Consider the following 12,920-nt stretch of genomic DNA (forward strand, 5'->3'; position numbering starts at 1 on the left):
TCAAACCTGCCGTCAGCCTTCAGCCGAAATACGGCCACGCTTTGCAACGTCGGCCTTCAGCTGATCAATAAACGCTTCTATTGGCATCACACCCAGATCCTCACCTATGCGGGTTCTTACCGCAACAGTTCGGTTTTCCATCTCCTTATCACCAATAACCAGCAGATAAGGAACTTTCATCAAGGTGTGCTCGCGGATTTTAAAGCCGATCTTCTCGTTTCTCAAGTCCGCGTTTACCCTAAATCCACTTTCTGACAAAGTATTTTGCAATTCACGGGCATAATCACTTTGTCTATCGGTGATATTCAGGATAGCAACCTGGGTTGGAGCCAGCCATGGTGGCATGGCACCTTCAAAGTGTTCGATGAGAATTCCAATGAAGCGTTCAAAGGATCCCAGAATAGCACGATGCAACATGACCGGGGTTTTCCGCTCACCGCTTTCATCCACATACTCGGCACTCAGACGACCTGGCATTGAGAAATCCACCTGCACAGTACCACACTGCCACACACGACCGATACAGTCTTTCAGGGAAAATTCAATTTTAGGGCCATAAAAAGCCCCTTCACCGGGCAGCATCTCCCAGGGCAGTCCTTTGGCATCCAGGGCTTCCGCCAGCGCTTTTTCAGCCTTATCCCAGATTTCATCAGAGCCTACCCGCTTTTCAGGGCGGGTGGAGAGCTTGTAAATCAGGTTGGCACGGTCAAAACCAAAGTCGTCATAAACTTCATGCAGGAAATCGATAAAGGCAGAGACCTCAGACTGAATCTGGTCTTCTGTCACAAAAATATGGGCATCATCCTGGGTAAAGCCCCGAACCCGCATAATCCCATGAAGGGCACCAGAAGGCTCATTACGGTGGCAGGAACCAAACTCTGCCAGACGCATAGGCAGGTCACGGTAACTCTTCAGACCCTGGTTAAACACCTGCACGTGACAAGGACAGTTCATCGGTTTGATGGCAATGTCCTTATTCTCTGAATTGGTGGTGAACATGTCATCCTTGAACTTATCCCAGTGACCAGACTTCTCCCACAGGGTACGCTCTACCAGCTGGGGTGTCTTGATCTCCTGGTAGCCATGCACTTTCTGCTTCTTGCGCATGTACTGTTCCAGCTCTTGGTAGATAGCCCAGCCATTAGGATGCCAAAACACCATACCTGGCGCTTCTTCCTGCATGTGGAACAGGTCAAGCTTTTTAGCCAGCTTACGGTGATCCCGCTTTTCTGCCTCTTCCAGACGTTTCAAATAAGCCTTAAGCGCTTTTTTATCTTCCCAGGCTGTGCCATAAATCCGGGTCAGCATTTCATTGCTGGAATCGCCCCGCCAATAGGCACCTGCTACCCGCATCAGTTTGAACGCTTTCAGTTTACCTGTAGAGGGGACATGGGGGCCACGGCACAGATCCATCCACTGACCCTGACGATACACAGAAATCTCTTCAGAGTCTGGCAGGTCGTTGATAATTTCAACTTTATATTCTTCACCCAGCGCCTTAAATGCACTGACGGCTTCAGAGCGGCTCATCACCACCCGTTCAATGGCCATATCCTGCTTAGCCAGTTCATCCATCCGCTTCTCGATCTTTTCCAGGTCTTCTGGTGTGAAGGCACGCTCATAGGAAAAGTCGTAATAAAAGCCACTATCGATCACGGGACCAATAGTAACCTGTGCTCCCGGATATAAGTCCTGGGTTGCCATTGCCAATAAATGAGCCGTGGAATGGCGGATAATATCAACGCCCTCTTCATCACGAGACGTGATAATGGCCAATTCAGCATTTTCTTTAATCGGGGTGCTGGCATCCACCAGCTGACCATTAACTCGACCTGCCAGAGTTGCCTTGGCAAGACCAGGGCCGATATCCTGGGCGACTTCCATCACGGAAACAGCGTCAGCAAACTCGCGCTTGCTGCCATCGGGAAGCGTAATTACGGGCATACGTAAGGTATCCTTTGATTTCAATAAGGTCAGGTTCTGTTCACAGAACCTAAGTTTCAGTGGCAACCCATACCAGGAGCTGCATGTTTTTCGCTCATTGCAACCCATACCAGGGGCTGCGAGCATTACCAGTGGCACCTCATACCAGGAAGTGCATGGATTTCCTTACCGCTATACGGTATTGAGAGTTCATCTGAAGGTAAGTTTGTGACCCGGGTTCGAGCCAATACCTGTTTCAAACACCCTCTGAGGAAAATCTGGGCTGGACCCTGTATTCTCCAAGGCTGCCTATAGAGGTGTCAAGCTAGGGGCTGTTGATGTTTTATCGCGTGCTCAGCCAAAGCCAGCGTTTTCGTGGCTAGGCGTAGCAGCGCAGGAATAACCTAAAGGTCACACGTGCTCATGCCTTTCAAGCTGCTGCAACGACGGCACGGAAGCGCTGGCTTTGTGGCTCTCCGATTGGCTCGTAAAGCGGCCTTCCGACTGCGTTAAACTGGCTTGACTTAGAATAACTACGCGCTGCACCAGTTCGCCCGGTGTGCCCCATTGGGTATTGCGTAAGGCCGCTTTACGAACCACTGAGCTCGCGATAAAACATCAATAGCCCCTAGCAGGATTATAGACAGATTTTTACTGTAGTTCCTTTCATTGATGAATGGCTATAGCGGCCTATCAAGCCACTAATATCTTCCCCTAAGCAAAATAGATTTAAATCTTTTACAAGCTGCTTTTTCTTTATCACTTCCTTCTTCCATAGTTTATGGAAAAAAAAGCAGTTGGCAGAAAAAACACAACCATCCATTTTAAAAATCGAGCATTAAAAAATAAAAAAAAGACCAAGTATAGAATATAATAAAACAGTAACCCTATTACAAAAGAATAAAATTATCCATCATATCCTTTAAACAATAAGAAAATAATAACCATTAAAAACAAGCAATCTGAAGTATGTAACCACTCACTTCAACCCAATAGAAAAACAGAGGCATATTAAAAGCGGAGAGTCTTAAAAAATAAAACCCGACAGCAAAAAGATAAATCCAAAAACACACTCAATATACATACAGAAAAGTTCTTATTAAATAAACAAAACCCCAACCCTCACTCCATTTAAAAACACCCTAATTAATTATTAATAACAAATATTAAACAGTATCAATTGTTATTTTCATAAACAGTAAATATCCAGCCTTGCAAATCTTTTCAATGAATCCCACACTATACGCTTTCAACTGCCGTACCCTGACTATCAATGACCGGAATCCCCTCTGATACTGAAACCGAAGATTACCTGGGCCTTTTCCTGAACAATATCCCTTTACTGGATGTTCGATCCCCCTTTGAATACAGCAAAGGCACTTTTCCCACAGCAACCAATATCCCCATACTGGATAATGAGCAGCGAATCCTCATAGGAACCTGCTATAAAAAGTATGGGCATGATGCCGCTGTTCAACTGGGACAAAAACTGGCCACCGATGATGTCCGCAAGCAGCGCATGGCTCACTGGATAGATTATGTAAAAGAAAACCCTAGTGGTTATCTTTTTTGCTTCAGGGGTGGCGAGCGCTCACATATTACCCAGGCCTGGCTCAAAGATGCGGGTTATGACTACCCGTTGGTAAAAGGCGGTTATAAAGCCATGCGTACCTTTTTGCTGGAACAGCTGGAAGAATCCATTGAGCGCAGCAAAATCATTATTCTTAGCGGCAAAACCGGTACTGGCAAAACCCGCCTTCTTCACCAACTGGATGACAGCATTGACCTTGAAGGCATTGCCAATCACCGTGGTTCAAGTTTTGGACGGCGGGTGGGTGGTCAGCCCACTCAAATCGACTTTGAAAACCGGTTAGCCATCGCTTTCCTGAAGCACCTGCACCTTAAACCAGGCCGTCCCATTATTCTGGAAGATGAAAGCAAATTGATTGGTCGCTGTAGCCTGCCACAGTCCCTCAGGGACAAAATGCAGCTTGCTCCCGTTATTCTGCTTGAAGAATCCATTGAAAAGCGGGTTGACATTGGTGTCCAGGAATACATTATCGACAACCTGAATGACCTGAAAGGCGTGGATCAGGATAAAAATGCCCCGTTAGAACAACTGGTTAACGGTCTTCGTGACAGCCTGTTCCGCATCAAGAAACGCCTGGGTGGCTTAAGGTATCAACAGCTATCCGAGCTGCTGGAAACAGCCATAGCCCTTCATGGCAGCCAATCAGACACGGCAGGCTATAAACCACTTATAGCCGCCCTGCTGACTGAATACTACGACCCCATGTACGACTACCAGCTCAAACAAAAACAGGGTGAGATTATCTTCAGGGGAGATGGTCAAGCTATCACAGACCATTACTCACAACTCACTCAGGCCTGAAAGCTTGTGGTATCCCCGCATTCGCGGGGATGATGATTCAAAGTAAGCAGTTGGTAGAGTGCATGCACTTCAATAACCACATACGATGTTTTACTCTTTTTTACTACAAGTTTCAGTAATCACTCCACCTGTAAATCTATTGCCCGGAACTCGGATAGAAAGGTAGCTCTCTCAGTAGAAACTCGTCTGGTTCCAGGCGAAGCTCATCCGATCCGGTAACGTCCTCCTCTGTCGTGTTTAATGGAACACTTGAGGATGGCGTTACTGGTATAGCACTTATTCCGTCATCAGGATCATCAAACCCCGCTGTTTCTCCGGTTACGTCAAAGAGTGAGTCGTACTCCGTTGCATCAAAAACAAGTACTTGTACACTGCTAAGGGTGGGATTCGCATCCGTAATGGTAATCCGAACGACTTGCGTGCAATCTTCACTCAGCTGGTAGTCGGTCGTGACATGGGAGGGGTGAGGATCATTGTCAGAATCCCTTTGATGTATCATGTTAGTCTGTTGGTCAAAGACAAAAACTTGATATGCGCCAATTATGTTGCTACTTGTGCTGGAAAGCGAATCAAAAACAGCAATCTGTTCAGGAGCCACCATAGCACCTTGACTGGATTGGTCATTGACCAATTCATTAAAGTAGCGAGCCATCGTCTCACCAAAAAAAAATAAGTATCGAATCTGTTCCGGACTTGTATCATGATTGCTTGCCAAAGCTTGAAGTATTGTCTGTAAAGCAGAACCACGATTAGGGATTGAGGGCGGTTTTTTGCAGTCCATTTCACAATCTGAGTGTTCTTCATGAGGTTCTACGCAGGCTGGGCCTTCATAAACAGAGTGTTTATGTGACGCAGTATGAAAATCGCAGCACATAGAACCACCATTACTATTGCCATGAGCACTACCACATACTAGCAACTCCCTGTCACCATTACTGTTCACATTGACTTCCCTATCAGCGGGGATAGAATGATAAATGAATGGGCGTCTCCAACGATAACCCGCATTATATTTTTTATAAAATTCACTCTTGTAATCTTTCGTTCTCTCCTCACGATGCTTTTCATTAAGATAAATTCTGTATTCTACATAGTCGGTTCCCCTATATTCTTCGTAGTTTTTATTTTCATCACTGAAGGTGTGATGAACTAAAGAGCACTCTGTTTTATTTCGACCTATAAGTCGGCGAATGAACATATACGGAAAATGTGACTGTGGAAGGTCATCATCTATAAGATGCTCATTGTGGATAGGTTGAAGAGGGATATCGCGATTAGTCACGCGACCTTCCTCATCCACAACATGCATTCTAAAGTAGAAAGTAGCATTACTTAAATCACAAAATCGAGTTTGATCAGGAAATATATAACAATCATATTTACTTGGGATTTGCACAGCTATTTTTAGCAAGTTATCTAATGCTTGACGTATGGAATTGTTTACTGCATCAAACGAAACTTGATTTGTTACTTCCATCCATGGATGTTTACTACAAAACCTAAGATAGGCTCCGCTTTCTGTATCTCGGCGTCTATCTCTATTAAAGAATGTTTTCTCTCTCATCCTCCTCAGTCTCTCAAAGGAATATTTTTTCATTAATAGGTATGTCTTTATATTACGCCTTATCCTATTATACTTTTCGCGAGTTTCACCGATATATACATGTCTGGTTCTCGAGATAATCTCATCGACACTTCCATGGATGCCTCTATCTATATTTGCATTTGTAGTAGCAATTATATCTAATGCCACATCATACAGTTGTTGAAATAACTCGACTATATTGTTGTTATCTGAATCAATATTTTCTTCTATATAATCGTATGAGTCAGCACTGTTATCTGATCGCTCTTGTCGTTGAAAAGGAATTTCATATGCTGGAAAAAAACACAACAGCATCTCTTCAAATATCATGATTAAGTCTAAGTATTTCCAATATGTCGACTGATGTTGTTCAACCGTTTTGAGGCTAATTAATGATTCAATGTCATCAATGGTTCTATAACCACTGGGAGATGTTTGAAGGGAATGTTTCATGATATTTTCATAAAACTGAAATACAACTGTATCTTCTTGAATTATATACCTTCTAAGAGTGGCTATTTCATGGCCATTAAAAATCACCTTATACTTATCTTTAAAGGATAATGACTGTGTTTGTGGTGCAAATGCTATCAGAATTAGTGTAAAACTGATAGCTTTTAGAAAATTATTGGTTAATAACTTTGAATATGAATAAATCATTGTTTGACTACTACTTGTTGACAAATTTTTCCGGACATGCATAGACGTTAATTACTACGCGGTTGAATTTATTAATCAGTTAGCCTGAAAATCAGATATTCTCGTATAATAAGCATCGATTGTCGTAAATATTACTAATAAAGTAGCAAAAATAATGAAACCAACCAGGAGCACACCAGCAATTAGCAAAGCGACCTGAGTCAAACATAAGAGCTATCCAGCCACTTCAACCAGTCCTGAGTGTTGAATTTTCAGATAAGGCTTCTTCTTGTGGAACCTTTAGGCTATAAGCCCTGCAAGCAAGTTGACTAGTACCAGTGCGTGAAAGACTTACCCCAGCCTGCTTCGTCCTTAAACACCTTATGGCGAAGTGCCGAACTTTTTTCATAGCCTTTGGAATGAGCCTGTAAATAATTCAGTGTAAACACCATTTTCTGCTCACAGGCATTTGTTATAGGATCAGCCATACCTTATCCAAAATAATTAATAACCCAGGGGAAAAGAGCAGTGAACCCGGATTTCGATACCCTAATTGACCGACGTCATACCTCAAGCCTGAAGTGGGATCGTTATAAAAATAAAGACGTTATCCCTCTTTGGGTGGCAGATATGGACTTTCGCACTGCCCCGGAAATTATTGAATCCTTAGCCCGGCGTATTGATCACGGTATTTTTGGTTACACCGTCCCGGATGAAGAACTGAGTCAACTGGTAGTGGAGCGGCTTCATAATCTGTATCAATGGGATATCCAGCCGGAATGGCTGGTGTGGTTGCCAGGTCTGGTCACGGCATTGAACCTGGCGGTAAGGTCTGTGGCTAAAGAAGGTGAAACAGTTGCCGTTCCCGTGCCTGTCTATTACCCGTTTTTAATGGCTCCCAAGCTGGGAGGCCGACAATCCATCAGTGTTAACTGGCAAAAAATCAATGGAACATGGCGCCTGGACCTTAATGAACTGGAAAATAAAATCACTACAGATACCAAACTACTACTACTTTGCAACCCCCAGAACCCCAACGGCAGGGTGCTGACCCCATCAGAGCTTAAGGCCATAGAGACACTGTGCCACAAACACAGCCTGGTGGTCTGCTCAGACGAAGTACACTGCGATATTATTCTGGATCAAACCTGTAAACATACGCCTTATGCCTCTATCAGCCAGCATGCCCTGGACCACTCCATCACCTTAATGTCCCCCTCTAAAACCTTTAACCTGGCAGGCTTTGGTTGTGCTTTTGCGATCATCCCCAACGGTGAGCTTCGACACCGTTTTCAAAACACGCGAAAAGGTATAGTGCCAGCCCCGGATAATATGCTGATGGGCTTTACCGCCACCAAGGCAGCCTATCGACACGGAGAACCCTGGCGGCAGTGCATGCTTGAATACCTGAGAAGTAACCATAACTATCTTCTGAAAGCCATTAATGCCATTCCCGGACTCCGTATGAACCCTGTTGAAGCCACTTACCTGGCCTGGATTGATGCCAGTAAACTACAGCTTGATGATCCTCACCGCTTCTTTGAAGAAGCCGGTGTGGGTCTCTCACCCGGTGCCCAGTTTGGTGATGCCAACTTTTTAAGGTTAAACTTTGGTTGCAGCAGGGCCTTGCTGGAAACCGCTGTGGAGAGGATAAAAAAAGCGGTGTATAAGATAACTTGAAAATCCCTTGGGAACCGTTAACCTTCACTGATTTTATGGAACCCCTTCAGTGAGCAAACCCACCCTTGCCCAATTCCAGTTCCAACAGGTTGGCGTTATCCACTCCTGTTACCGGCAAAAGTTTGGCATCCCCCGGCAGCCCGGCATCGTCACTGCTGCCGAGGCGGAACTTGAACTGTTACCGCCTTATAATCAGGAAAACCTGATTCGGGGTATAGAAGGTTTTTCCCATATCTGGGTTCATTTTATTTTTCACCAGACCATGAATGAAGGCTGGCGCCCCACCATTCGCCCTCCCCGCCTGGGTGGCAAACAGCGTATGGGGGTATTCGCCACACGTTCAACCCACAGGCCAAATCCCATAGGCATGTCGGTGGTGGAACTAAAGGGCATTCGCTCAGGCAATGGTAAAGTCATACTCGAACTGGGTGCCGCTGACCTTCTGGATAGCACACCGGTTATTGATATTAAACCCTACCTGCCTTACGCCGATGCCATTCCAAAGGCAATGGGCGGCTTTGCACCCTTACCTGTTACCCTGGCAGAGGTAAAATTCTCGGAGCAGGCCAGGAAAAAGTGTGAAACCTATCAGCAACGAACAGGCCGCCAGCTGATAACACTGATTGAGCAAATTCTCGGGCAAGACCCTCGACCAGCTTATCTCGGGGAGACCACCCATCGTCGCCACGGCACAGCACTCTGGGATATTAATGTGGTCTGGGAATCCCGGGGGGATTATTTTCTTGTAACAGACCTTGAATACAACAAAGACATAAAGGAACCGGAGTGATCATTCCCTACCAGATGCTTGAAAAAGAAACATTAAATAGCCTGATCGAAGAGTACGTTAGCCGCGATGGCACAGATAATGGCTTTGACCAGGATCTGACCAGCCGTGTTGCCATGGTGATGAAGCAACTGGCAACAGAAGAGGCGGTTATTGTTTTTGACAGTGAAAGTCAGACAGCCAATATTGTGTGTAAAAAAGACCTTGGCTCAAAACTGTAAGAAGCAAATAAATCTATCGCCTCACTCTCAGAAGCCTGGGAGTGAGGCTAGATTATGCTCACCGCCTCCCACGCCTTTTTCTATTTTTTGATGAACTTGATCTAGAACTGGATTTAACTTGAGAAACACTAGATGTATGAATAAATTTTCTTCTTTTATCACCACTGAGACCCATTATCGGTTCTTGATCTCCCTCTGGTTCTCTTTTTCGCTTATTTCCTGCGGGGGTTCCAAACATGTTCGGTTGATCTAATTTAGCTCTATAACTGACATCCGATCCAGAACTCGGATACAATAACCCTAGTAAAATATCATCCCCCATATTACTCACCTCTTCCAAAGTGCTGATAATGTTATCTTTTACCCATATGTATTCTTGCTCTAGCTTAGCATTTGCTAGCTGATAACATGTATCGATATCACTCAAGTAATAATTTACATTACCTGTTTTATCAACAGTCATATATTGTCTCAGATGACCAACAATAGGAATCATTTCTTCCGTTGGATAAAAATCTGCCATTACTTTTTCATTTCTGCACTTTCTATCAACTTCACATACACATAAGTTTTGTCGTACATTTATACCATCAACCACCTCTGGAACAATCTTTGCCAAATCAAAGTACTCAAATAAACTGCCACTCTCTATCCAATTCTCATTGTCACTTTCATTTCCATCTCGCTCTTTTTCCCATTGAATCTCTCTAACCCAGTATGGCTGGTCATTGCCATCCTTCAACACCTTCAATTTCTGTAAAAAATATTGTTTCGCCAAATAACGAACATCTTTTATTTGCTCTAAAAAAAACCTCATAAACCGTATAAAAAAAGGAGACCACGGGTTCACAACCATTGAACTGGAAATATTATAAAATTCATCGTCCTTCACCAGATAGCGTTGAAAATCATGGGCAAATGGATAAAACTCACCATTTGGCACGTTATTTTCCATGTCGGAGTTATGTGCATCATTATTCTGAGAAACAGTCACCCCAAAATTTATTTCCTTAAATTGAAAAAGTGCCACTACTTTTTCTAGCTGTGGATCATCTGGATTTATATTTTTTCTCTTCGCCACAGGAAAGTACTTAAAAGTCACTTCTTCATCAGGAAAGAGTTCAGCATAAGCCTCAACCCTATAATAACAAAAAGGCAAATTCGCACTACGCATGTCCTTTACTTCAAGTTCAGTTTCAGCATCATCAGATAGAGCTAATTTTCCAGCGTTCCCTGAATGAACCCATAGTGCAAAAAAGCATGAGAAAAAAATAACAAATATTTTGCTCATTAAGACTCTCCCCAAAAGGAAGACTTGGTAAATTACTGCCACCCATCAAAATAAACAGAAAGGTAACCGTGAAACAAACATCTATATCGATGTTAAACTGCACTTAGCCAGAAACCATAGTTTAATGAACTCATTAAAAACACGTTTAGTATTTAACATACTCAATCAACAAGCTAAAAATACCTTATTTTCAAACTGCTTATAGCTTAGAAACTAACTACCAGTATAATAGTTATTTTTTCAGTAACATGGATAAAAAAAAACAAAATATTCGAAAAAAATACAGCCAAATAAAACTTCCATACTCCATAAACAATATCAAATAGAGTAAAATTGCCATCTATCAATTTACCCATTAAGACCTCAAATGCTTAACTATTACAACAATGAAAAGCCGCTCAAATCTGGTAAAAAAGGCCTTACTACCAGTATTCTTTTGGCTTTGGCTCTAACAATAACACCTGTTACAGCTTCTACCGGGGTTTCTCTGGATGACAACCCCAATATCTGGGGACTGGGCCTAAACGTCCGCTACGCCCATGTTCCCTTCAATACCTACAGTGATACCAGCAGCAACCTGGTTCCAGAACTCTACTACAACGGAGACATATTCTTTCTTGAAGGCAGTGCGGGCGGTTTTAAGCTACTACGAAGAGACCGGTGGTCATTGGATTTCCTGGGGCGCATGCGCTTTGGCGATCTGCCTGCAAAAGTTGGCCAGGAATATCGAATGGATACCACTGACTGGGGAGCACGTCTGCGTTATCAGGTAAATAACAGTCAACGCTGGTATGCAACAGCCATGTCTGATCTGCACCATGCCACTTATCTGGATATAGGCCATGAGTGGCAATTTGAAAGCCCGAGGTTCAAAACCGAGCCTTATATCCAGCTCCGCATCAAAGATGCTGGATACAATAGCTACTACTATGGTGGAACCCATCTTAGTGGCCACCGGCTGGGAGGAGGGATTGAAGCCTCTATCGGGATTGACACCCGATATCATCTAACCAGGGGCATCTATCTGGTTGCAGGACTGGAATACACTCAACTGGATAGCCAGGCACGTAAAAGCCAGTTTCTTAGCAGTAATTATAAAGCAGCAGCCAATGCAGGCATAATGATAATGGGGGACCGGACACCAGTGACCGGTAATGGCATCATGCCTGATGGTAGCTATCTCCGGATTGCCCATGGCTGGGCAACACCTTCCGACATGGGAGAAATTCTTAGTGGAAAAAATGACTCAGAGGGGTTTGATGATACTCTCAGCTCCGTTTTTTACGGCCACCCCCTGATGAAAAACACCTTTGACCTGCCATTGGATTTATATATGCATTCTGGCCTAGTCTGGCATCATCAATCTGATACCCAAAAACGGGGAATCGAAGGGGTGATATCCATGAAGGCTTATTATACCCTTAACTGGCCGACCCAGTGGCGTATTGGCCTGGCAGAGGGGTTATCCTATGTATCCAGGGCAACCCACGTTGAAAAAGCCGAGCTGGAGCGAAAAGAAAGCAGTGAAAACCGATTGATGAATTATCTTGATATCAGCTTTGATTTTAACATTGGTCAACTGATCGGCAACCGTGGTCTGGATAAAATCTGGCTGGGGTACAGTATGCACCACCGCTCATCTATATTTGAGCGCTCCTCCCAGTTTGGCCGGATCAAGGGTGGCAGTAATTATAATACGGTGTATCTACAGTTTGATTTTTAGGTCGGATAAATCGCTATAAATGGCACTTGCCGAGCTGTACCTGATACTTAGCAGCTTGGCTTTGTATTTTTTTTGCTGTCTTCTGCAACCACTTTTTAGACTTCCAATGTTGTTTTCTAAACCCTCTCCAACCTTCATGGTAATTAAGATAAAGCTGGTCAGCTTGTTGCAGTGATACCTTATTGATCCGATGGCTTTTATGGTTATACCAGCCAATAAAGTCTATGGCATCCCCAAAGTTTTTCCGACTGGAAAACCAGCCCCCCGCCTCCTTTAAATACTCTCCCCACACAGCATCCTGCGCCTGGGCATAGCCATAGGCAGAAGATTTTCTGGGTAAAGGTATTATCCAGAACCAACGGCGCGGGGGGCGGACATCCTGCCTGAAGCATGACTCCTGATACATGATAGCCATCATGACAGGTACTGATGTTCCCCAGCGAGCCTCAGATTTTTTTGCCTGGCGATACCAGCCAGGCTTTTCCTTAAACACACTGCACAGGTCTTGAGGCCTGGTAGGCGGCTGGCTGTTATCACAATCAGCCAGCATTAACACAAGGACACTTAATAAGAGTCCCTTATATAGCCATGTTATCCAATAATTTAACACCACTGAGCGCTGACATCCGACGACGGTAAGCATCTACACCAGAAGGATAGCTCACCCCGGCCCGCAGAC

10 protein-coding genes are annotated in these 12,920 nt (G+C 44.1%); 5 read left to right on the forward strand and 5 right to left on the reverse strand.

What is annotated here, in order from left to right; all coding sequences use genetic code 11:
* Positions 1-12 precede the first annotated feature (12 nt).
* Positions 13-1,944: a threonine--tRNA ligase gene (thrS, locus tag MJ595_RS22060; protein ID WP_263080291.1), complete on the reverse strand. Its 1,932-nt coding sequence runs from the start codon at positions 1,942-1,944 to the stop codon at positions 13-15.
* Positions 1,945-3,196: 1,252 nt separating this feature from the next.
* On the opposite strand from thrS, the gene mnmH reads away from it, so the two are divergent.
* On the forward strand, positions 3,197-4,315 hold the full coding sequence (gene mnmH / locus MJ595_RS22065) for a tRNA 2-selenouridine(34) synthase MnmH (RefSeq protein ID WP_263080292.1): 1,119 nt from the start codon (positions 3,197-3,199) through the stop codon (positions 4,313-4,315).
* A 136-nt stretch (positions 4,316-4,451) separates the two neighbouring features.
* Here mnmH and MJ595_RS22070 read toward each other — a convergent pair whose 3' ends face one another.
* Together MJ595_RS22070 and MJ595_RS22075 are read right to left on the reverse strand one after the other, a co-directional pair.
* The gene (locus tag MJ595_RS22070; RefSeq protein ID WP_263080293.1) at positions 4,452-6,560 is read right to left on the reverse strand and encodes a hypothetical protein; all 2,109 of its coding nucleotides are present in this window, start codon (positions 6,558-6,560) and stop codon (positions 4,452-4,454) included.
* Between the two features lie 308 nt (positions 6,561-6,868).
* Complete coding sequence (locus tag MJ595_RS22075; protein WP_263080294.1) at positions 6,869-7,027, reverse strand: hypothetical protein; 159 nt, start codon at positions 7,025-7,027, stop codon at positions 6,869-6,871.
* Between the two features lie 40 nt (positions 7,028-7,067).
* On the opposite strand from MJ595_RS22075, the gene MJ595_RS22080 reads away from it, so the two are divergent.
* The 3 genes from MJ595_RS22080 to MJ595_RS22090 are packed head-to-tail and all read left to right on the forward strand — an operon-like array spanning position 7,068 to position 9,227.
* A complete protein-coding gene (locus tag MJ595_RS22080; protein ID WP_263080296.1) occupies positions 7,068-8,219 on the forward strand; it encodes a PatB family C-S lyase in 1,152 nt (383 codons plus the stop codon).
* Between the two features lie 49 nt (positions 8,220-8,268).
* Positions 8,269-9,009: a tRNA (N6-threonylcarbamoyladenosine(37)-N6)-methyltransferase TrmO gene (gene tsaA / locus MJ595_RS22085; protein WP_263080298.1), complete on the forward strand. Its 741-nt coding sequence runs from the start codon at positions 8,269-8,271 to the stop codon at positions 9,007-9,009.
* Complete coding sequence (locus MJ595_RS22090; RefSeq protein ID WP_263080299.1) at positions 9,006-9,227, forward strand: YheU family protein; 222 nt, start codon at positions 9,006-9,008, stop codon at positions 9,225-9,227. Before tsaA ends, MJ595_RS22090 begins: the two co-directional genes overlap by 4 nt.
* 58 nt (positions 9,228-9,285) lie before the next feature.
* Here the strand turns inward: MJ595_RS22090 and MJ595_RS22095 are convergent, their stop codons facing one another.
* Positions 9,286-10,518, reverse strand: coding sequence for a hypothetical protein (locus MJ595_RS22095; RefSeq protein WP_263080300.1), 1,233 nt, complete (start codon positions 10,516-10,518; stop codon positions 9,286-9,288).
* A 442-nt stretch (positions 10,519-10,960) separates the two neighbouring features.
* Here MJ595_RS22095 and MJ595_RS22100 point away from each other — a divergent pair, with 442 nt between their 5' ends.
* On the forward strand, positions 10,961-12,241 hold the full coding sequence (locus tag MJ595_RS22100) for a MipA/OmpV family protein (protein WP_263080301.1): 1,281 nt from the start codon (positions 10,961-10,963) through the stop codon (positions 12,239-12,241).
* A 13-nt stretch (positions 12,242-12,254) separates the two neighbouring features.
* Here MJ595_RS22100 and MJ595_RS22105 read toward each other — a convergent pair whose 3' ends face one another.
* Entirely contained in the window at positions 12,255-12,884 is a 630-nt protein-coding gene (locus MJ595_RS22105; RefSeq protein ID WP_263080302.1) for a hypothetical protein, read from the reverse strand.
* Positions 12,885-12,920 lie beyond the last annotated feature (36 nt).

The organism is Endozoicomonas sp. Mp262 (assembly GCF_025643335.1).
Taxonomy (GTDB): Bacteria; Pseudomonadota; Gammaproteobacteria; order Pseudomonadales; family Endozoicomonadaceae; genus Endonucleibacter.

Bases quoted from the DNA above. Each gene is read 5' to 3' on its own strand.
- thrS (WP_263080291.1), bottom strand. From the start codon at position 1,944: ATGCCCGTAATTACGCTTCCCGATGGCAGCAAGCGCGAGTTTGCTGAC.
- mnmH (WP_263080292.1), top strand. From the start codon at position 3,197: ATGACCGGAATCCCCTCTGATACTGAAACCGAAGATTACCTGGGCCTT.
- MJ595_RS22070 (WP_263080293.1), bottom strand. From the start codon at position 6,560: ATGATTTATTCATATTCAAAGTTATTAACCAATAATTTTCTAAAAGCT.
- MJ595_RS22075 (WP_263080294.1), bottom strand. From the start codon at position 7,027: ATGGCTGATCCTATAACAAATGCCTGTGAGCAGAAAATGGTGTTTACA.
- MJ595_RS22095 (WP_263080300.1), bottom strand. From the start codon at position 10,518: ATGAGCAAAATATTTGTTATTTTTTTCTCATGCTTTTTTGCACTATGG.
- MJ595_RS22105 (WP_263080302.1), bottom strand. From the start codon at position 12,884: ATGCTTACCGTCGTCGGATGTCAGCGCTCAGTGGTGTTAAATTATTGG.